General features: G+C 66.6%; 14 protein-coding genes and 1 pseudogene. 4 read left to right on the top strand and 11 right to left on the bottom strand.

Annotated elements, in window-relative coordinates; translation table 11 throughout:
• Positions 1–509: 509 nt before the first annotated feature.
• The 4 genes from ABT245_RS43030 to ABT245_RS43015 form a co-directional block, all read right to left on the bottom strand.
• Complete coding sequence (locus ABT245_RS43030) at positions 510–857, bottom strand: hypothetical protein (RefSeq protein ID WP_351745769.1); 348 nt, start codon at positions 855–857, stop codon at positions 510–512.
• Between the two features lie 78 nt (positions 858–935).
• Positions 936–2,498: a type I restriction-modification system subunit M gene (locus ABT245_RS43025; RefSeq protein ID WP_351745766.1), complete on the bottom strand. Its 1,563-nt coding sequence runs from the start codon at positions 2,496–2,498 to the stop codon at positions 936–938.
• Positions 2,495–4,024 (bottom strand): restriction endonuclease subunit S, encoded by a 1,530-nt coding sequence (locus ABT245_RS43020; RefSeq protein ID WP_351745763.1) that lies wholly within the window; start codon positions 4,022–4,024, stop codon positions 2,495–2,497. Before ABT245_RS43020 ends, ABT245_RS43025 begins: the two co-directional genes overlap by 4 nt.
• A 5-nt stretch (positions 4,025–4,029) precedes the next feature.
• Positions 4,030–7,590: a DEAD/DEAH box helicase family protein gene (locus tag ABT245_RS43015; protein ID WP_351745760.1), complete on the bottom strand. Its 3,561-nt coding sequence runs from the start codon at positions 7,588–7,590 to the stop codon at positions 4,030–4,032.
• 195 nt (positions 7,591–7,785) lie between these two features.
• On the opposite strand from ABT245_RS43015, the gene ABT245_RS43010 reads away from it, so the two are divergent.
• Positions 7,786–8,118 carry a hypothetical protein gene (locus tag ABT245_RS43010; RefSeq protein WP_351745758.1) on the top strand — a complete coding sequence of 111 codons (333 nt, stop codon included), beginning with the start codon at positions 7,786–7,788 and terminating at the stop codon, positions 8,116–8,118.
• Between the two features lie 7 nt (positions 8,119–8,125).
• Here ABT245_RS43010 and ABT245_RS43005 read toward each other — a convergent pair whose 3' ends face one another.
• Positions 8,126–8,428, bottom strand: a complete 303-nt coding sequence (locus tag ABT245_RS43005) for a WD40 repeat domain-containing protein (protein WP_351745756.1) — start codon at positions 8,426–8,428, stop codon at positions 8,126–8,128.
• Between the two features lie 532 nt (positions 8,429–8,960).
• Here ABT245_RS43005 and snpA point away from each other — a divergent pair.
• Complete coding sequence (gene snpA, locus ABT245_RS43000) at positions 8,961–9,632, top strand: snapalysin (protein ID WP_351745754.1); 672 nt, start codon at positions 8,961–8,963, stop codon at positions 9,630–9,632.
• An 85-nt stretch (positions 9,633–9,717) separates the two neighbouring features.
• A complete protein-coding gene (locus ABT245_RS42995; protein ID WP_351745751.1) occupies positions 9,718–10,287 on the top strand; it encodes a DUF6083 domain-containing protein in 570 nt (189 codons plus the stop codon).
• Between the two features lie 22 nt (positions 10,288–10,309).
• Here the strand turns inward: ABT245_RS42995 and ABT245_RS42990 are convergent, their stop codons facing one another.
• From ABT245_RS42990 to ABT245_RS42965, 6 genes and pseudogenes are all read right to left on the bottom strand, one after another.
• Positions 10,310–10,780 carry a GNAT family N-acetyltransferase gene (locus tag ABT245_RS42990; RefSeq protein WP_351745748.1) on the bottom strand — a complete coding sequence of 157 codons (471 nt, stop codon included), beginning with the start codon at positions 10,778–10,780 and terminating at the stop codon, positions 10,310–10,312.
• A 532-nt stretch (positions 10,781–11,312) separates the two neighbouring features.
• Positions 11,313–12,590 carry a hypothetical protein gene (locus ABT245_RS42985; protein WP_351745746.1) on the bottom strand — a complete coding sequence of 426 codons (1,278 nt, stop codon included), beginning with the start codon at positions 12,588–12,590 and terminating at the stop codon, positions 11,313–11,315.
• Positions 12,587–12,853 (bottom strand): hypothetical protein, encoded by a 267-nt coding sequence (locus tag ABT245_RS42980; RefSeq protein ID WP_351745743.1) that lies wholly within the window; start codon positions 12,851–12,853, stop codon positions 12,587–12,589. The genes ABT245_RS42985 and ABT245_RS42980 overlap by 4 nt, the downstream gene beginning before the upstream one ends.
• Positions 12,850–15,519, bottom strand: a complete 2,670-nt coding sequence (locus tag ABT245_RS42975) for an SUMF1/EgtB/PvdO family nonheme iron enzyme (RefSeq protein WP_351745741.1) — start codon at positions 15,517–15,519, stop codon at positions 12,850–12,852. The genes ABT245_RS42980 and ABT245_RS42975 overlap by 4 nt, the downstream gene beginning before the upstream one ends.
• Positions 15,516–16,292, bottom strand: coding sequence for a class I SAM-dependent methyltransferase (locus tag ABT245_RS42970; RefSeq protein ID WP_351745736.1), 777 nt, complete (start codon positions 16,290–16,292; stop codon positions 15,516–15,518). The genes ABT245_RS42975 and ABT245_RS42970 overlap by 4 nt, the downstream gene beginning before the upstream one ends.
• Before the next feature lie 359 nt (positions 16,293–16,651).
• Positions 16,652–16,938, bottom strand: a pseudogene (locus tag ABT245_RS42965) (transposase); the annotation flags it as partial.
• Between the two features lie 1,695 nt (positions 16,939–18,633).
• Here ABT245_RS42965 and ABT245_RS42960 point away from each other — a divergent pair.
• Complete coding sequence (locus ABT245_RS42960; RefSeq protein WP_351745733.1) at positions 18,634–19,563, top strand: phosphotransferase family protein; 930 nt, start codon at positions 18,634–18,636, stop codon at positions 19,561–19,563.
• Positions 19,564–19,772: the final 209 nt, after the last annotated feature.

Genomic DNA, 19,772 nt, shown 5'->3' with positions numbered 1-19,772 from the left:
TGCCCACCCTCTAGCTACCTGCATTCTCCCCGCGGTGAATTTACCTGGCACGTGTCGCCTAGCGCAGGAGTGCGGCAGAGGCGAGTTCCGGCCATATCTGTGACTTATCCCCCAAGGCCACGTGGTCTTCACTGCGCGATCCTGATGTCCGGGCCAGGGCCAAAGCCATGCGGTCTGGCGGTCCCCAGCTTCTCTGAATCGGGTCAGCCGAGTACCGCCGCGATCGCGAGAGCGATGCGCTCGATCCAGTCGATCGCGTCGGTGACGTCGGCGTCGGAGATCTCCCGCCGGCGCTTGAGGTCGCCGTCCAGCAGGTCCGCATCGTGGGCGATCCGGTTGCGGCGGTCTGTGATGGAGACGTACTGCTGCTTGAGGGACTGCGCGTTGAACGACGTGCGGTCGTGATTCCACTGGTTGAGCTGGGCCGCGGCCTTCGCCCAGATGTCCTCTTCGGTGACCAGCTTCAGCGCCTCGCTGATCTTGCGCGGGTTCTGCAGGGCCGCGTTGCCCTACTTGGCCTTGACGTGCTCGGAGACGGCATCGGCGAGAGTGGTGGTGCCGCGCCGTACCTCCTCGACCTTTACCAACGGCAGCTCGAACCTGGTCAGTTGGTACGGCATGCCGGGGCTGTCCTCGGCGGCCAGCTCCGCCACCCGCCGGTACAGCTCTTCGTGGAACCAGTGGTCGATGGCGCTGACGGCCTGCACCCACGCTGCACGGTAGAAGTCGCCGATGTCGATGACCGGGGACTGGAAGGCAGCCAGGCTCTGGCCGGCCACGACCATCTTCCGGGCGTACTCAAGGTTGGTCAGGAATGCGCGGAACTCGCGCGTCTGCGGATGGGCTGCCACCGCCATGGAACTTCTCCCGTTCTCGCCAGAACCTCGCGTCCAAGGATTCCTGCGAGAACAGGGGCACAGCAACTCACTTGTGGATCATTCGGTACCAGTTGGCTCGATTTCGTCGGCCGCGGCCGAGACCTCGCCGCCGAGAGCCTGGGCGATGGCGGCGAACTCACTGAGGGCGGCCTGAAGGTCCTCGACGATCTCCTGGGCGATCACCTCGGGCGGGAGCGAGCTGTCGGCGTCGTCGAGAGCCGGGTCCTTCATCCATGTGATGTCGAGGTTGACCTTGTCGCGGGCGATCAGCTCCTCGTAGTCGAAGGCTCTGAAACGCTCGCTTTCCACGCGTTCGCTGCGCGGCTTGCCCGGCAGGTATGCCTCGACGAACTCGTCCAGGTCCGCGCGCCGCAGCGGGTGCTGCTTCAGGGTGAAGTGTTTGCCGGTGCGGAGGTCGTACACCCACAGCTTGGACGTGTTGGCACCTTCGCTGCGGGGTGGCCTCTTCTCGAAGAAGAGGATGTTGGCCTTCACACCGCCTGCGTAGAAGATGCCGGTGGGCAGACGCAGGATGGTGTGCAGATCGAAGTCGTCGAGCAGCCGTCGCCGCACCTTCTCACCGGCGCCGCCCTCGAAGAGCACGTTGTCGGGCAGGACAACCGCGGCACGCCCGTTCATCTCCATCAGCGACATGATGTGCTGCAGGAAGTTGAGTTGCTTGTTGGTGGTGGTGGCCCGGAAGTCGTCCCGCTCATAGGAGATGTCCTCCTTCTCGGCCTTGCCGTCCGTTCCGATGACGGTGATCGCGGACTTCTTGCCGAAAGGGGGGTTGGCGAGGACGAGGGAGGCGTGCTGGCTCGGCTGTTGGGCCAGTGCATCACCTTCGGTGATGAGTGATTCTCCGTCGGCTTCACCGATGCCGTGAAGCAACATGTTCATGGCCGCTAGCCTGGCCGTGCCGGTGACCAGCTCATTGCCCCAGATCTTCCGCTTGTCGGCACCGAGTGCGAGGCGCTGCTCGCGGGAGAGGTTCTGCATGTGGTACTTGCGGATGTAGCTGTGGGCGGCGATGAGGAAGCCGCCTGTACCGCAGGCCGGGTCAGTGATGGTGTCCTCGGGGCGCGGCTGCATCACGTCGACGATGGCGTCGATGAGCGCGCGAGGCGTGAAGTACTGACCGGCCCCCGTCTTGGTGTCCTCGGCTCCCTTGGCGAGCAGTCCCTCGTACGCGTCACCCTTGAGGTCGGTCCCCTGGATCGTCCAATCCTCCTTGCCGATCAGATCGACGACCAGCTTTTCGAGGAGGGCGGGTTCGGTGATGCGGTTCTGGGCCTTGGCGAAGATCGTGCCGAGGGTGGTGCCGGGGTTCTTGGCGAGTTCGGTGAGGATGGCGCGGTAATGGGCCTCCAGCTCAAGCCCTTTGAGCCCTACGAGCGACTGCCAGTCGTATTCGGCTGGTACGACTGTGCGCGCCTCGTGCTCGGTGAAAGGGTCGTTCTTGATCTCGTCAGCCATCTTGAGGAAGAGCAGGTAGGAGAGCTGCTCGACGTACTCGATGGTCGACAGGCCGTTGTCCCGCAGGACGTTGCAATAGTTCCAGAGCTTGGAGACCAGGACGTTGGTCTGGACGTTCGCCTGAGTGGGTGTGGCGGGGGTCACAGGGGGAGCTCCTGCTGGACGGCGGTGGTGGCGGTGGGCACTTCTGTTGTGGACGGCGGCGGAGGGGGCGGTGCGTCTCCAGCCGTCTTACGGGAGCGGCGTGGGGTGCGCTTTGTCTTGCTGCCGCCGTGAGTCACACGCTCAGTCCGGATGCGGTCGAGGAGGACGGAAGCGGGCTCGTCGTTGGGGTTCTGGGGGACGAGGCTGCCGGTGAAAGCGCGCCGGAGAATCGCCCGCCGCATATGTTCGGAGCGCGTTGTGAGGGGCGCGACTTGAGCTGCCAGCCGATCGCTCGCCTCCAGTAGTTCCGTCGCCTGTGTGATGAGTCCTTTTTGCGTGTCGATCGGCGGCACAGGCAACGGGAGCTCGCGGCACGTGGAGAGGGCGACGTTGAACTGCCCAGCAGTCGCCTTCGAGGTTCTTTGGAGCATCCCCAACACGTAGGGTGATCTAAGCGCTAGAGCCAACCAAGCAGGATGAATCTCAGGTCCGGCGCGAAACGCAACGATGGCCTGGTTGATATTCCACTCGGGATATTGCTCCGGAACTACGGCTGTCTTGCCCAAGGGGGGGCCGACGATGTTCGTGAGTACATCCCCGGGGCGCACGCGAGATCTCTTCAGTTGGTTCTCGTGTGTTGCAGAATCGATAAAGGTCGGCTTGATGGTGAAGTCGACTCGTCCATCCTGCGTGATGTTGTAGACCTTCAGGAAAGGAACTTCGCCGTTTCCTGAATGCATCAGGTGGGCTTTGGGGGTTGAGCCACTGTTAATGAGTTCGCAGACGTCGGAGGCGCGGCGCCAGAACCAGCCATGAGGAAGAGTGGCGAGAGAGCTGTAGTTGAAGCGCTTGCTGTGGAATCCCGCGAGGAGATTCTGACTGTCCCACGTTGCGCCGCTAAGAATATCGCGACCGAGTGGAAGACCGAGCACTACTTTGTTCAGTATTGCAGATACGAGCGGCCGCATTCGCCGCCTCGCGTTGGCTACGCTCGCGTCCGCTGCATCGAGGCGGGACAGTTGGTCTTCGAGCGCTTCTACAATCCGATGCTGCTCTGCGAGAGGAGGCAGGTCGATCTCTGTTTCCGCAAATGCCTTTGCGGAAATCTCCTTGAACGTGGTACCGCTCGCGCGAGCCGAGATGTCAGGCGTGACAAACTGTAGGTACCAGTAGAGATAGTCTGAGGAAATGCCGACTGCGGGCACGATGGTCTTGAAGCCCTGATTGGTGCACAGACTTTCGCCCGCAATCGTCACGTATCCGATCGGGGCGCGTGAGCTGAACAACACCGATCCTGTCGGAACCCGGCGAGTAGAGCACGCGTCGTAGCCGCTCTGTGTGAGGAACCTTCGACCCGAACGGGTTATTTTTGCGGGAAATTTCGACAGGTCATCGGGGGTGATCCACGGAATGTCGCCGTCCCAGTATTCCGCAACACTGGTCTTCGGAGTGGCACCCGAGACCACGTCGCCGATTTCCGAGAATTTCGTACGGACCCAGCCTGATGGAAGTCCGACGTCGCTCAACCCACTCAAGCCAGCTCCCGATTCAACTCACCCAACAAAGCCCGAACATCCCGCCCGGGAAAAGCGTGCTGGAACCCGCGCCCCCCGCCCCGCCCCTTGAAGGGCTCGGCGTTGAACTCGGCAGGGCCGATGCCGACGTCGCTTGCCACGACATCCCGTATCGCCCGCAGCCACCAGAGCTGCTCCTCCGAGAAGTCCGCCCCGGCCTGCCGCTGCTTCAGCAGCCACGCCTCGAAGCGTTCCTCCACCGTATCCCGGTAGGGACGGAGCTCCTCATCCACGCCCAGCTCGTAACGGATGAGGGAGATCAGGTCGGGGACGCCGGCCTCGCGTCCCGGGCGGTGCGCGGCGGCGCCCAGGTCCTCGTAGTAGGTCCACAGCACCTGCGCCGTCCAGGCATACTGCGGCCGGTGGATCTCGGTGGCCAGCTCCCGTAGCGCAGCGTACGCCTCGGCCGGGGACACGGTCCGGGGGCTGCTCAACGCCAGCGACACCGCAGCGATGCGGTCCCGCTCCTCCTTCAGAAGGCGGCTCCAGCGGCCGATCTCTTCCCGCGCCCGCTCCTCCCGTGGGACCTCGTCGACGTCGGTGATCTTCACGGCCGTCGTCTCGTCGAAGACGTAGTCCTTGTCCCGCCGTATCTCGATGATCTGTCGACGCAGCTCCGGGCTGGCGGTCAGCGGAGCGAGTGCGTCCTCGACCAGCTTCCGCGCCGCAGAGCGTCCACTCTCCTCAAGGACCCGCTCCTGCCGGTCCGGGTCCACGGCGGCGACGATCGCGCCCGCGATCTGGGACAGGGTTTTGCCACCGGCCATCCGCTCCAGTTGCTCGCGCTCGTCGTCCGTCATCTGCTGGTTGAGCCGGGCCAGGCGGCCCGCCAGGGTCTCGGCCTCGCTCATGCTGATCGACTTCGTCCCTGCCTTGTCAAGCAGCTTGGCCAGCGACACCTGCCGCTCACTCGCCGGTACCAGCGGCCTCGCGTCCACCAGCGGTGAGTCCGTGACGCCCACCGCGTCGACGAGTACGAACCGGTCCTTTCGTACGGACGCGTCCGCGTCCGGTGTGACCTCCTGGAGCTCTGTCGCATCGATGGTGCGTGCGCCGCGTCCCTTCATCTGCTCGAAGAGCACGGCGCTGCGCACCTCGCGCAGAAATATCACGCACTCCAGGGCCTTCACGTCCGTGCCGGTCGCGATCATGTCGACCGTCACGGCCACCCGCAGCCGCGGCGAGGTGCGCAGTGCGCGGATCAGCTCGTCCGGGTCCTCCCCGGCCTGTCGGCTCTTGTACGTGATCTTCTTTGCGAAGTCGTCTCCACGCCCGAAGACCTCCTTCACCTCGGCAAGGACATCCTCGGCATGGTCCTCACCGACGGCGAAGATCAGGGTCTTCGGCAGCTCGCTGCGGCCCGGGAACCAGCGCCGCCAGTTGTCCCGGTAGGCGGTCAGCACCGCCCGGATCTCGTCGACCGTCACCACGGACCGGCCGATCTGCCCGGTCGTGTACGTGAAGTCGTCGTCCAGCTCCTGGTAGCGCTGCCGCCGGGTCTTGCGGTCCTTGACCCTGATCGTCGTCCCGGACTCGATCGTGGCGACCCCGTTCTCCCGAAGGTCGGAGCGGATACGGACGACATCGAAGTCGACGTTCACACCGTCCGCGACCGCCTGTGGATACGTGTACTCAGAGACGAGGTTGCGGTGGAAGAAGCCTAGCGTCTGGGGCTTTGGGGTGGCGGTGAGGCCGACCAGGTGGGCGTCGAAGTACTCCAGCACCCCGCGCCACAGCCCGTAGATCGAGCGATGGCACTCGTCCACGATGATCAGGTCGAACGACTCGATCGACACGTCCGGGTTGTACGACACCTCGATCGGCGCGGCACTCTCGTACGTGTCCTCGTACGCCACGTTGTCCGTCGCCTCGTCGGCCTGCTCGTCGTCGGTCAGCGTCTCGCCCCGCAGTAGCGAGTACATCTTCTGGATCGTGCAGATCACAACGGACGACGTCTCCTGAAGGCCGGAGGCGCCGAGTCGGTCGACGTTGTAGATGTCGGAGAGCTTGCGGCCGTCGTCGGGTGTCGGGAACCTCCGGAACTCGTCGAGTGCCTGCTTGCCCAGGTTGTTCCGGTCGACAAGGAAGAGGATGCGGCGGGCCTTGGCGTGCTTCAGCAGACGGTACGTCTGGGCCACCGCCGTGTACGTCTTGCCGGCGCCAGTAGCCATCTGGATCAGGGCCCGTGAACGGTCGGAGCCCAGGGATTCCTCAAGGCCGGAGATCGCGTCGATCTGCGCTAGACGCAGGTCGTTGGGCTCCAGGAGGGGTAGCTGTCGCAGGGCTGCACGGAAGGTGGGCGTGGCGGGGGACTGGTCCGCGCGCCGCATCCAGGCCGTGACCGTCTCGGGGCGGTGGAAGGAGAAGACCTCGCGGGAGCGGGCGTCGGGGTCGAGTCGGTTGACGAAGTACGTCTCCGCGCCGGTCGTCGCGTAACGGAAGGCGAAAGGCTCGGCCTCGCGCCATACCGCGAGCCGGTGCTCCTTCGGTACGCCGGCCGCGTAACGATCGTTCTGCTCGACGGCACTGGAGAGATGGTCGCCCTCGCGCTTGGCCTCGATGACCCCGACGATGCGGCCGTCCACGTACAGCACATAGTCCGCGCGACCGGTGGCCAGCGTGAACTCGCGGACCGCCACACCCTGACCCGCCTGCGGGTTGAGCTGATCCCGGTCCTGGATGAGCCAGCCGGACGCGCGGAGCATGGCGTCGATGGTCTCGCGCGCCTGCACTTCGTTGAGCGGGGCGGGGCGCTGGGCGCGATGGATGATGGTGTCGCGTCGGCCGGCGTCCACTCGTCGGGGCTGCCTGCGGGCGGCCTCGTACTTCGCCTGCTGGGTGCTGCGCAACTCCTCGATCTGGCCGGTCAACTGCTCCACTCTTGCGAGCAGTTCGCGCTTGTTGGCATCGGCGCTGGCGATCAGGTGCTCGGCCTCGGCTCGCGCCTTGCGCTCGGCCTCCAGAGCGTCACTGGACTCGGCCAGCCGTGTACGGGCCTGGGTGAGCGCCTGGCGGTGTCCCTCCAGGGCCTCACGCAGCTCGGCCAGTTCGGCGGGGTCCGTGATGCCGGTCGTTGTCCCCGGGTCGGTGGGCGGTACGAACTCGGCGACCGTCCGCCGCCCGTCGATGGCGTTGTGGAACCACAGTCCGAGCTTGTAGCAGACCCGGACGGCGGCGAGAGCTCGTGAGGTGTTGAAGAGGTGGCTGTGGGCCGCTTTGTTCCGGTCGCGACGCAACCGGTCGAAGTCGTCTCGGATCTCGGGGACGAGGACTCCGGCTCTGGTGAGCGCGGTCAACCGGTCGATCTGACGGTCACCCTCGATACGCATCCCGATCCGGGCGATCAGTTCCTCGGCGAGGACCTCCCCGAACTGGCCCGCTTGCACCAGAGCGGAATTGGGGTTGGTGAAGACCGTAGCTTCGGCCGACGCGCCGTACAGAGCCAGCAATGGCTGGTGCTGGTACAGCACTCCGAAGTTCGGTGAACCCTTCGCGAAGTCGCGAAGCCGGTCGTCCATGGCGCACTTCCCCCTGGTACAGCGGCCGTCCACATGATGGTGATCCAGCTTACGCAGCGCAGCGCACGAGGGGCGCTGTTCGGTCGACAGCGGCGTCGAGCAAAGTGCAACGGCCAACGCTGGGGAGACACCCCGCCGGCCGAACTCAAGGCTGCCTATGACTGGCTCGCGACGGCGGACCGGCCAGTCGTCGATGTGACAGACGCTGAGGCGTTCGAGGATGTGCTGTACCGCCTCGGGTACAAGCTGGACGGCACCCCGGCGGCGGGGGGCACGTACAGGCGCCGCCGCCGGGCCCTGAACACCGCCCTCGAACACGCGGTGGTCGCGGGGGACCTCTCGGAGAATCCGCTTCAGCGCGCCCGGTGGAAGCACGTCGGCTCCAACGACGTAGTAGACCGGCGCGTCCTCGTGAACGCTCTGCAGGCCCGCCCGGGCGCCGTCGCCGGACCACGCGGCCTGGTTGGCCGGCCCGCCATGCCCGTGGACCAGGACGGACTCGACGCCCCGTGGCTTCAGGTCCCATAGCCGGCCGTCAGTCGATGCGGTGGCGAGCCGCGTACCCGACGGTGACCAAACGACGGACACCCCAGACGTCGCCCGTACGGCCGCGAAGTTCGTGCCTGATCCGGCCGGTGTCGGCCTCCCCTACTCGTACGACCTGGTCCCTGAACGTGCCGGCGACCCGCAGTCCGTCCGGCGGCCGCGCCGCCTGCCGTCCGATGTCCCCGGCACCGGTGAGCTGCCGGACTGGTTCACCGGATGCGACCGCCCAGACGCGCACGACGTGATCGCGGCCCGCGGTGGCCGCCTGGGTCGCGTCGGGAGAGAAGCACACCGCTTCTCGTCCCGCTCCAACTCGGACACGGCCGCACTGCCTGGACGAAGATCCCCAACCGTCACGAGACGTTGTCAAGGAGGATTCATCGCCCCTTTGACGCGTATCTGGGTCACACGCCCATATTTTATGACGTCGGTCACAGCACTCCGCCAACCAACCGGCACGCTTAGTAGATGCGACGAGGCAGACATCTGGGCATTTGTCCGTCTTGGTCTGGATTCGGATCCCGCCGCGCGTCCCTGGATGCCGCCCGGCCGGCCCGCACGCCCATTACCCAATGCTTTAGCGCTTCTGACGCTACGTCACCGTCCCCTCCTGCCGCCATGTGCGGACCGAAAACCCGCGACACGGCCCTGGCGAGACCCCGGGCCCTACGAGGCGACGTAGTGGCAGGACCCGTTGTGCTCCCTGTCGAGCCGTCCTAAGAATGACGACCCACAGGACGTCGCCGCAGTTCGGAACGGGTGTTCACGCAGAGCAGACCACGCACCGGGCGCTCGGCGTCACCGAGTGATTTGGAGCCCCCCACATGAAGTCGTCCCGAACGTCCGCGAGACTCCTAGCCCTCGCCCTCGGCCTGGGCCTGGCCTCCAGCGCGCTGGGCGTGGCGGTGCCGGCGAGCGCCCAGACGGCCGCCGCCCCGTCCGCTGCCGCCAGTGCCTCCGTGGCGGGGTACGCCGGGTCGGCTGAGGAGGCCGCGAACAACAAGGCGTTCTTCGAGGCCGTGCTCAAGTCGGTCGCCGAGAAGCGCGCCGCCCAGCCGAACACGCAGGCGGTGACCCTCTACTACGACGACTCCCAGGCACCGAGTTTCCGTTCGGAGATATCGAGCGCGGCCTCGATCTGGAACAGCTCCGTGTCCAACGTCAAGCTCCAGGCGGCGTCGAGCGGTGCCGACTTCTCCTACTACGAGGGCAACGACCCGCGCGGGTCCTACGCCTCCACCAACGGCCATGGAAGCGGCTATGTCTTCCTCGACTACGCCCAGAACCAGCAGAACGACTCGCTGCGCGTCGTCACCCACGAGACCGGGCACGTACTGGGCCTGCCGGACGACTACAGCGGGCCGTGCAGTGAGCTGATGTCGGGCGCCGGCCCCGGCCCGTCCTGCACCGACCACTACCCGGACGCCACCGAGCGCTCGCGTGTCGACCAGCTGTGGGCCGACACCGGACCCGCGCAGCGGCCCCGGGCATGGTGAACCAGGTCGGCTGACCACCTGAGCGCTGCACCGCCGGCACGGACCGTGGCACCGGACCACGGTCCGTACGTGTCCTCGCCGGGCCATGCGCTGCACGCATCCGCGCCGCCGGGGGCTTTGTCGCGTACCAGCCGCACGCCCTCGGCTTCTGGTTGCCAGTAGCACCTGCCGCGTCGCGTTCCATTTCGCCAGTGAATGGCTGCCACATACGTCTCGTCCGATTCGCGCTCTACGCATGTGCCGCCGAGCTGTCGACTCTGGCGTTATGGGGCTATTACAGGGGGAGCCGCGTCGACTGAATGGCGGGCAGTTACGCTGCCCGTACTGCGGTTTGCCGCAGGACCGAGTGGCGACGCTTGAGCATGAATGGATCTTGTTGGAGCCGGACATGACCCCGCTGGCCCATATGGTGCCGGCGGAGCATCGGTGGATCGAACTTTCCGACGGTCGGGTCACCGTCTACGGAGTGTGTCCGCCCGATCCGTTTCAACGGTGCCGTATCGAGCATCGGCTGGCCTGCTCGGCACAACGGCTACCGGATCTATGGCCGTGGCTGACGGTGCTACGAGCGGAGAACGGGCGGCGAGCGGAGCGGCAGTTGCAGACTGACCCGGAGCCGCCAGAACCTCCGGAGGAATGGCCGGACGCGGGGTAAGGGCCCGCGCTTCCGTAACAGCTCACCGAACGGGGAAGGCGAGTCGCAGAACGATCTCGCCGTCGTCGATCTCCCCGGTGGGCTCGAACCCGAACTTCCGATAGAAGGGCCACGGTTCGCCGTCGCCGGGCTCATAGCTGGTCAGCAGCTCGGTGGCGCCGTCCGCACGAACCAGTGCGGCGATCTGCGTGAGAGTCTCTCGGCCGACCCCCCGCCCCTGGTGCCGCTTGTCGACGAGGAGGCGCCAGATGAAGTGCCGCCCCTTGTAAGGACCAGCCGGCGGCTTCCACGAAAGCATGACGAAGCCGACTGGCTCGTCGCCGCGGTACACGGCGCGGTGCCAGGGATTGGTCTCCGGTTTCTTTGCCGCCTCCTTGAGCGACTTGGACACGGAGGCGACGAACTGCTTCTGATCACGTCGGACGCGGAGGGCACGAACAGCATCCCGGTTGTCGTCGGTGATCTCCCGCAGGTGCACGCCTGGAGGCCTCATGCCACACCCCTTCCTGCGTGCGGCGGCTGCGCCACCCGGGCCGACGTGAAGAGCCACCACCGTGCGGCAGCCAGTTGTGCGCACGCAATATCAAGGACGTCAGGTTGGACGTCCTCGCAGCGTATTCGACGCCGCGGATCTGCAGCGTGACTGGCACGCCGAGCGGCGGCCGCTCCAAGGCAGCTGCTGTGCCCTGGGCAGACGCCTTCAGATCCTGCCCACGAATCCACAGCCCCGACCCAGGGCCGCTCAGCGCTGCATTCGCCTGCACACAAGCGAAGACCCCGACCTCAAGGTTCCCGCTGGTGCCGGGCTCTCTGGGCACCTCATTCTGGGCGCCCCCGGCGAGGGACACGGGAAATCGGAACAAGGGAAGCGGCTGATGGGCGGGGATGAGCTGGTGATTGCGGAGGTCCACCGGCTTGAAGCTCGCAGGAAGCGAGGGCGAACCTCCCGGAGCCAACTCGGGATTGGGAGCGCCATCCGAAAGGGCACGGGCACCACTGTGGCCCGAACCGCTGTCGAGGCGCGGCTACACCTCGCCCTCTCCGCCGCGGAGTGACGACAGGACCAGGCGCCCGTACCGTGTCGTCAAGGCCGCTGCCGTGGCGGCGACGGACAGTGAGAGTGCTATCAGCAAGTGCGTCACGGAGTCGTCGCCGAGGACTTGCAGGATGCTGAGGGCGGTGCCAAGGGGCAGGCCGAGGATGGTGAGGACGCCCAGGGCGCCGCTGATCTGCTGGCTTTCCTGTGTCTGTACGAGCCTGCTGTAGTCGGCGGCTTCGGCGAGGATCGCGTTGAAGCGGGCGGGCAGCCGGTGCTGGTTCTGGAAGGCGAGCAGCAGATCGTTCGCCGGGCCGTGAGCGGTGAGGTGTTGTCGCCAGTAGGTGCTGCGAAAGACGGCGATGTTCCGCTCCAGGCCGCCGACGCGGTGTGCCAGCCGTGAAGACTCGAACACCCCGGAGAGTTCGTCGGTGAGCTCGTCGATGTGATCGCGCTGGAGAGCGCCGAGGAGCAGGGCGTCGAGGTAGACGGTTCGGGAGTGCAGTGCCCCGAAGTCGAAGAAGTCACCGGCACCGGTGTCGGGTCGGTGGCCGAGGAAGGCAGCTCCTTGTCGCAGAACCAGGGCGCTCCAGTCCGCCGAGATCCGCACGGTGTACCTGAGTTGTTCGTCAGCGCTCTCCGGTGGGAGGGGGAAGTCCTCCGGCGTGGAGCGTGAGGCCAGTTGCCACAGCCAGCGGTCCGCGGCGGCGGGCAGTTGCCCTTCCAGGCCCGCGCGGAGGGCGGGAGCGTGCTGGGCCATTGGGGTCATGAAGGCGATGGTGTAGGGCCGTGCGGTGGCGAACGGTGCGCCCGGGGCACGGACGTCGGCGATGCCGTCGAGGAGCCCAGCCGGGTCGAACGGCCCGGTGAGCGGTTCGTCGGCCGAGGCCGGCCGTCCGGCCAGAGCCCGCAGCACCGGCAGCAGAGGTCGATCCACGCTGAAGTGCAGGACGGCGAGGGCGTGTTCCGGGTTGCCGGCAGTCGCCGCGCGCAGGAGTTCCATGCCGAGCAGGTGCATGCCGTCGTGTTTGACGTCCAGCGGCCTGTGCCAGCGGCGGGGCCGTCCGGGTGCCCCGTAAAGGGCGCGTGCGGAGGCGGGGGCGAAGTAGGTGGATCGGGTCTGGGCGTCGGTTCGGCGGCTGCCCAGCTCGAACGGGAAGGGGCCTTCGGCCCAGCTGGGGACGCGCAGCAGTTGCACGGGCAGGACCACGGTCAGCTCCTGGCGCGCACCCATGGCTTCGTCGAGCAGCGGAACGTCGCCGGTCACCGGTAGTACTCCGCCGGGTCGGGCTGGTCGAGGCGGATGACGAATTCCGCCCGGTCGGGGCTTTCGGCGCTGATGTGAAAGCGGACGCGTTCGCCGGTGCGGACGGTCCGGAATCCTTCGGTCACGATCTGCCGGTAGTCGAAGCCGTAGTATCGCCCGTCCTCGTCGTCCCGGACTATGTAAGAGCTGAGCACACCGCGCGGTCCTCCGCCGCTCGGGCGTGTGTCGACGAGGGTTCCTCGGCGGGGCCCGTCGCCGCTCATGCTGCCCTCTCCTTTGTTCCGCCGCCATCGCTGTCGAGGTCCTGCACACATCGGAAGCCGACCGCGTTGCTTGCACCGTGCTTCCGGTAGACGCTCTTGCTGCTGGCCTGCACCGCGCGCATCGGGTTGTCGTAGCTGCCGCCGCAGATGACGGCCTCGCCAGGGTCCGCCAGGCCGGTGGAGGTCCACTCCCAGCAGTTGCCCACCATGTCGAGGACGCCGAACGGTGAGCGGTTGCCAGGACGTTCCGTGACAGGCGTGACGCCGGCCCGGCGTACGGCGTCGCCCGCGAAGTCCCGATACCACGCCTGGTACGTCACAACAGGCCGGCCGACCCACGAGTCGGCGCAGTTCACGCGGGTACCGTCGAGTGTGTCGCCCCACGGGAACAGCCGCCCGTCGGCGCCGCGGGCGGCAGCCTCCCATTCGAGCGCGGTAGGCAGGCGCTTGCCTTCGAAGGCGGCGAAGGCGTACGCGCTCCACCAGCTGACGCAGACGGCCGGGTGAGCGTCGTAGCGGGGGTTCTCGTAGTAGTCGGGCCGCCGCAGCCGGTCAGTCGAGGGGCGGTGTGTGACGTGGTCCGGCTGGTCTGGATGGTCCCACCGCGAGGTGCCGCCCGCGTCAAGAGCGTCGAGGAAACGGCGGTAGCGTGCGACCGTCACGGCATGGCGGTCGAAGCGTACGGGACGCTCAACGCGTCGCATCAGCAGCCGTTCAGCCGGACCGACCAGGTATGCCCCAGCGGGCAGCAAGCAGTCGTCAGTCTCCGGAGTACCGGGCATGCCTGCGAGGAAGGCGCGCACTTGCTCGGTGAGGAAGACACCGCCGGGAATGTCCGCTGTCGCGTTCCGGTTCACGGGATCGGCGAGGTACCGGGCGGCCAGTAGTTCCTGGTACGCCGTGTGCACGAAGGCGACGTGATCGGCCCCGGCGGGACGCAGCAGCGGTGCGAGGACACAGGCGTCGAGATCAAGCCGTCCGTCCGCGAAAGCATCAGCGCCCAGCTGCCGGAATAAGTCAAGGAGCGAGAAGACGGTCCGGTCGGTGAGGAACGCCTGCCCGAATGTGGCGGGCAGGCGGCGCTCCAGATCGGGCTGCCCACCCTCGGCCAGCGCCCGCGTGACATGTGCGCCGAGGATGTCCGCCAACGTCTGCCCCGACGGGAGCCCCAGTGTGGCGGTGAGTCGCTTCTCCAGCGGGGTGGCCTCGGGCTCGGCCAGGCGTACGACGTGGAAATGCGGGATGCGAGCCGGATCCAGGCCGTTCGCGTACATCTGCTCCACCAGCTGCTCGGAGCGGCCAGCGCCGCTGTCCAGCAACTGCCGCACCTGGGGAGAGTCCGCCAGGAAAGACACCCGGGAACTCATGACCACCGCGGATTCGGCGGACAGGACGGCGGCGAGATCGGTGAAGAGCCGCAGGAATCCGGCAGGGCTCGACTCCTCGACGCCCTCGTCGACGGCATCGAGCACGCACAGTGCGGTCCCGGACCGGATCAGGTAGAGGAAAAGCTCGTAGGCGCGGGAGCGGTCCGACGGTGTCATAGCCGGGGCCAGGAGACGGCCCGCGTACTCGGAGAACGGTTCGTCCTTCGGTTTGAGGCCGAGGTCGAAGTAGAAGCGGAAGCGACGGCCCTGGGCGTCGGCCACCAGCGCGCGCAGGAGCGTGCTCTTTCCACTTCCGGGACGACCGGTCACCAATACGTTCGCACTACCGCGCGCAAGTCGCGCGAGCAGCTCCGCCGCGTCCCCGGATTGCACCACCTGCGACTCGCCGGTGCGCGGGTCGGTTGTCAGCGTCGTCGCAGTGACAGTGGCCCAGGTCTCGGCAGGGTCGACGGCGGAGGCGAGAGGGGTGAGGTGGTTGTCGAGATTGACGATGGCGTCGACGAAACCGTCGTAGCGCACGATCCGGAAGTCCAGGCCCAGCATCTGATGAAGCGCGCCGGACGTCGCGCTGCCGCTGCTGTCGTCGTCCAGGACGACGAACCGGGTGAGTTTGGGCAGTCGTGTCCGCAGCAGTTCGCCCCCGTTGGAGGCAAGGACAGTGCTCAGGTCGTCGGCGTCCCGGGAGAGCATCAGCTCCACATACTCCAGCCGCATTCCTGACTCACGGCAGAACAGCTGGTACACGGTGTCGGGGCTGAGGACGAACCGCTTGGCCTGCCGGTAGCCGAGGGTGACGTACAGCCCGGCAAGGAACTCGCAGCGGCGCGCCACCTCGGGGGCCATGTCGGGTTCTCCGCCGAGCAGCGCAGCGCTACCCGTGTCGGTGAACCAGACCAGCACGTCGACGAGTCGGCGGACCGCCAGCAGACCGTCCTCATCACTGATGTCGTATCCGTCGTGCGTGGACCGGTTGCGGAGCCGCCGGATGTCGTCGAGCGCGTCCATGACCATGCTGCTGCGGATGTAGGGACGGCAGCGCTTGACCAGGTCGTTCAGGGCTTTCGTCGAAGGGTCGCCCTCGACGCCGTGGTGCCGCCACAGCTCCTTGAGCAGCTTCTCGGTCAGTTTCCCGATCAGGGCGACCGCGTTCTCCGGATAACCGTCGTTGAGGGACCGCAGCGGTCGCTCCAGATCGAGCCCTAATCGATCCGCGATCCGCGAGTGGTCGTCGAGTTCGCTCCTCAGGCGCCGCAGCCGCTCGTCGACCACGGTACTCACGCGCCCTGCCCTCGTCGCTGCCCGAGGACGAACGCAAACCGGTCCGGAAACACCAGGACAGACTCCGGGTGAGCGCCCTGCATCTCTTCGATGCCCTTCTCGATCTCACTGTCGGTGAAGGTGGACAGCAGTGACATGTAGCGGGCGCGCACCATACCGAGGTACTTGTCCCGGTCGATACGCAGCTCATGCTCGACGTGGGTGAGGCTGGCTTCCAGCCCGGCCGCACTCAAGTGCGCCTGGATGTCGGCCGGGTCCGGCTGCAACTCCTCGAAGCGGTCGAGGGCCGCTTGGAACAGGGGGTACTGGATCGTGGCCGGGAGCATCACCACCAACAGCCGCCCTCTGGGTGTCAGGCGCTCGGCCAGGCCCCGCAGGGCGCCCGCCTGATCGGTCACATGGTGCACCGACTCCTTCAGCCACATCGCGTCAAGCTGTTCGTACGGCAAACTGGCACGCCCTTCGGCGATGTCCTCGGCCGAAGCGACGATCGGCACCAGGTCAGGCGGCGGCGGGGTGCCGAGCTGACGGAGCATCGCCTGGGAAGGATCGACGCACAGAATGGGATGGACTGGTTGGAGCTGCCTGGCCACTTCCCTGGCGAACAGGCCGGTTCCGCAGCCGACGTCGGCGATCCGGTCCGCACAGCTGACCCGCAGCGCCTCGGCGATCTGGCCGGCCATCCAGGGAATGTAGTCCGGACCGTAGACCCAGTGCTCGTCGTACTCGGCTGCCAGTTCGTCGTAGTGCCCCCGCACGTCGCGCCGCTCCACGATCTCCCTCGTGCCCCTCGTGTGTCGCTGGCTGTGTCGGCGCTTGTGCCGCACAGGACATGTGCAGGTTATCGCGGGTAGGCAGACGGCAACAGGGCGTCACCTGGCCAGGGTTGGGCCTGATCGAGCCTGCGGCCAGCAGGGGCGAGGAGATGGAAAATATGGGCGAAAACCCTGGCAAGCTTCGTCCCCGGGAGATGGAGGCAGCCCTCAGATGAGGGTCGGGAGCCGCATCGGGCTGTTGCGCTGCAGCCGGGTGCGGCCCCGTCGGCCGGCGGCAGGGCGGGGGAGTAGAGGCGGATGTTGCCGTGGCGACCGTTGGTGCATTCGCCGTAGGCGCCTGGTAGAGGGATGCGGCCGAACTGGACAGGTCCGTCGGCGTTCCAGGTGGTGCCGAACGCGGCGACCTGTTCGTCCAGGTGCTTGGCCGTCGCGCCGACCTGGGCTTCGACAGCTGGGTCACCCCGAGGGACTCGGCGGGCTTCTCGACCCTGCGCGTGCTCACGCCCAGCAGGCAGGTGGTGGCGACCACCGAGACGAGGGACTGCTCGGCCCGCCGCCTACGTTCCAGCAGCCAGTGCGGGAAGTAACTCCCGGCCCTGAGCTTGGGAATGGCGAGTTCGATCGTGCCCGCCCGAGTGTCCCATCGGCACGTTACGCTTCGAGCTGACGTGTCGTCAACAAGCAGTCAATTCCTCTTTCCAGGGAGAGATGGAGGAAAAGGTCCGATGGAGTCGCAGAAGCTGTCCCGTCAACGGCACGAGCGAATCGAAATCATCATCGCATGGAGCCGATCTGGGATCCTTCAGCGGCCTCAAGCCGTCTCGCGTGGTCGCCGATGGCGCATCTGTCCGAGCCGGGCTCGTGAGGATGGGCGGACCGGCAGCTTCTACCTTGCCGCTAGTTGACTACCGATCAGTTTCGTCAGTACCGAATATGCGGCGCGGCCCTATCTCCGTGACCGCGCCCACCGCGAACGGAAGCTCTCTCCGGCGGTGGTCAGGTCTGCCGTACCAGCCGCCCCGGAGTCGCCTCATGCCCGTGCGAACACTCACCCGCCGATCCGCTGGACTCGTCCTCCTTCTCCTGGCCCAGTCGGCGTGCACCGCTGACGCTGAACCGAAGGAAGGCAAAGCCTATATGTGCCAAAAGCGACGTAAGTATTACCCAATACGGCACAGAAACCACGAAGACCGGACTCGTGGCCAGGGCTGAGTACCGCATCCGCAACAATGGGCCAGGTCCGCTCACCTACACGATCGTCTTCGTCTTCCTCAACGACGACGGCTATGGCATCGCCCAGCGCGCCGTCCACAAGCGCGTCAACGACCACGCCACTTATACCGGAACCGTCAGCACGCCGTGGGACAGTAGGTCCGGATCATTCCGGCGCCCGTGTCACCGACGTCACCGTCAGCTGACGGTAGTCGACGCTCTGGCCGCGAGGGCGCGTGATCTACATCTGGATGCAGTTCGGTCACTACGCCGCGGCCGCTGTGGAGAGGGGCGAGCTCGGGAAACTGGTTTTGCCAGGACGCACGGGCGGGGGCGGGCAGGAACTGTCCAGTGCTGACGCAGGAGATCGGCGTTTAGGTGCGAGCGTAGGCCGGCTGTGGTTTGGGCCTCGCGGTCGGCCTCATCGGCGAGGCCGTACTCGTAGTGGGGGCCCCAGTCGATGTGCCGGGCGGGGTCACGGTGCCGGAGGTCGGCCCGACAAGCTCGTCGAGCGACTCCGGAAGCGCGTAGATCCTGGCTGCGGCGTACCTGCTCATAGGCCCAGCATGCCGTAAGCCGTCGTGTGGTGGTACCACGGTAAGGTCTGCCGTGGCGACGGCTGCTCCTGTCGGTGTGAGTGCTGGCTCGGGAAAATGAAACGGCCTGTTTCTGCGTGCGTTTTGCGGGTGTGCTCGTCGGTAAATATGCAGGTCACCGCAGGAGACCTTCCGCGAGGGCTCCACCTTGTGGCTCTTCGTCCCGTGCATATCCCGAGCGCAGGAATTGCACGGGATCAGACATTTGGGATTCCGCCCGCTTGGCGCGGTGAAGTGGCAGGTCACAGCCTTGTGTGACCGAGTGGGTAGGGTCAGGTAGGCCATGTGCGTTGTGGCATGTACGAGAAAGGCGCTGAACTGCGTTTCCGCTGTTCAGCGCCTTGATCCGAAGTGCCCCCGGCAGGATTCGAACCTGCGCACACGGCTCCGGAGGCCAGCAGAGACCGTTGCGCTTTTGGGGTGCTGACCTGCGGGGGAGGAGTGGTCGCGGTCGCTGCTGGCGTAGATCATTACGCCCCTATTACGTGGGCGGCCTGTCGAGCGGTCGGTACGGCCCGTATGGTCGAAGCATGATCTCGGGCAGCGGCGGGGCACCTGACGGCGGCGGCACGGAGTTCACGGCGGAGGGGCTGGCGCCCGTCCTCCGAGAGGCGTGCGCGACGGCCGGACTCGACCACCGCGGCGCCGAGTTGCTGCGGCTCGGCTCGAACGCGGTCTACCGCCTGACGACGTCACCGGTCATCGTCCGCATCGCGCGTGACCGGGCGGTGCTCGCTGAGATGGAGCGGGCCGTGAGTGTGGCCCGGTGGCTTGAGACGCAGGACTTCCCGGCCATGCGCGTGCCGGCGTCGGTCACCCAACCGCTCGTTGTCGGCGGCCTCGTGGTGACGTTCTGGGAGAGCGTCCAGGAGAACGAGGAGTACGCGACAGTCGGCGAGCTGGCCGACCTGCTGCGCCGCTTGCACTGGCTCGAAGAGCCTGAATCCCTGGGGCTGCCGTACTTCGATCCGTTGGCCAAGGTGGCGGCGTCCCTGGAAGGCCTTGACGGCATCCCGGGGGAGGACCGTACGTTCCTGGAGGAGCGAGCGGCGCGTCTCGCCAAGGACTACGACCGGCTGGACTTCGTCCTTCCCTTTGGCCTGATCCACGGCGACGCCAGTATTGGCAACATCCTCCGCCACCGGGACGGGCACGCCGTGCTCATCGACCTGGATGGCTTCGCCCTCGCCCCGCGCGAGTGGGACCTGATCCAGACGGCCATCTTCTACGACCGGTTCGGCTGGCACACAAAGGCGGAGTACGCCGAGTTCGTTCACCGGTACGGCTTCGACCTGATGAACTGGCCGGGGTACGAAACGCTTGCTGACCTGCGTGAGCTGATGATGGTCGCCTGGCTCGGTCATCAGGTCCCGACGAACGAGCGGGCTGGTGCCGAATTCGCTCGGCGAGTGCGGTCTCTCCGTACAGGGGAGGGCCGTGACGAGTGGGGCCCGTTCTGAACTGAACGCGCGGCGGCCTGCGCTCAAACACCGAAGCGACCCCCCGAGGCAATCCACAGCCTGTGCTCTCTGACTTGCTCGGTGAACGTCTGCACGTGCGCGCTGTCGCCGGCCACTGAGCCTCGATCCACCGCGTGAATTCTGATCAAGGGTGTCGGGCGGGTTCCGGGTGTTTCTGCGGGGTGCGGGCAGCGGCGATCGCCGGGTGT

Origin of the sequence: Streptomyces sp. NPDC001508 (assembly GCF_040298665.1) — a bacterium.
Classification (GTDB): domain Bacteria; phylum Actinomycetota; class Actinomycetes; order Streptomycetales; family Streptomycetaceae; genus Streptomyces.
This window is presented reverse-complemented; position numbering and strand designations above follow the sequence as displayed.

Bases quoted from the DNA above. Each gene is read 5' to 3' on its own strand.
- ABT245_RS43030 (WP_351745769.1), bottom strand. From the start codon at position 857: ATGGCGGTGGCAGCCCATCCGCAGACGCGCGAGTTCCGCGCATTCCTG.
- ABT245_RS43015 (WP_351745760.1), bottom strand. From the start codon at position 7,590: ATGGACGACCGGCTTCGCGACTTCGCGAAGGGTTCACCGAACTTCGGA.
- snpA (WP_351745754.1), top strand. From the start codon at position 8,961: ATGAAGTCGTCCCGAACGTCCGCGAGACTCCTAGCCCTCGCCCTCGGC.
- ABT245_RS42995 (WP_351745751.1), top strand. From the start codon at position 9,718: ATGCGCTGCACGCATCCGCGCCGCCGGGGGCTTTGTCGCGTACCAGCC.
- ABT245_RS42990 (WP_351745748.1), bottom strand. From the start codon at position 10,780: ATGAGGCCTCCAGGCGTGCACCTGCGGGAGATCACCGACGACAACCGG.
- ABT245_RS42980 (WP_351745743.1), bottom strand. From the start codon at position 12,853: ATGAGCGGCGACGGGCCCCGCCGAGGAACCCTCGTCGACACACGCCCG.
- ABT245_RS42960 (WP_351745733.1), top strand. From the start codon at position 18,634: ATGATCTCGGGCAGCGGCGGGGCACCTGACGGCGGCGGCACGGAGTTC.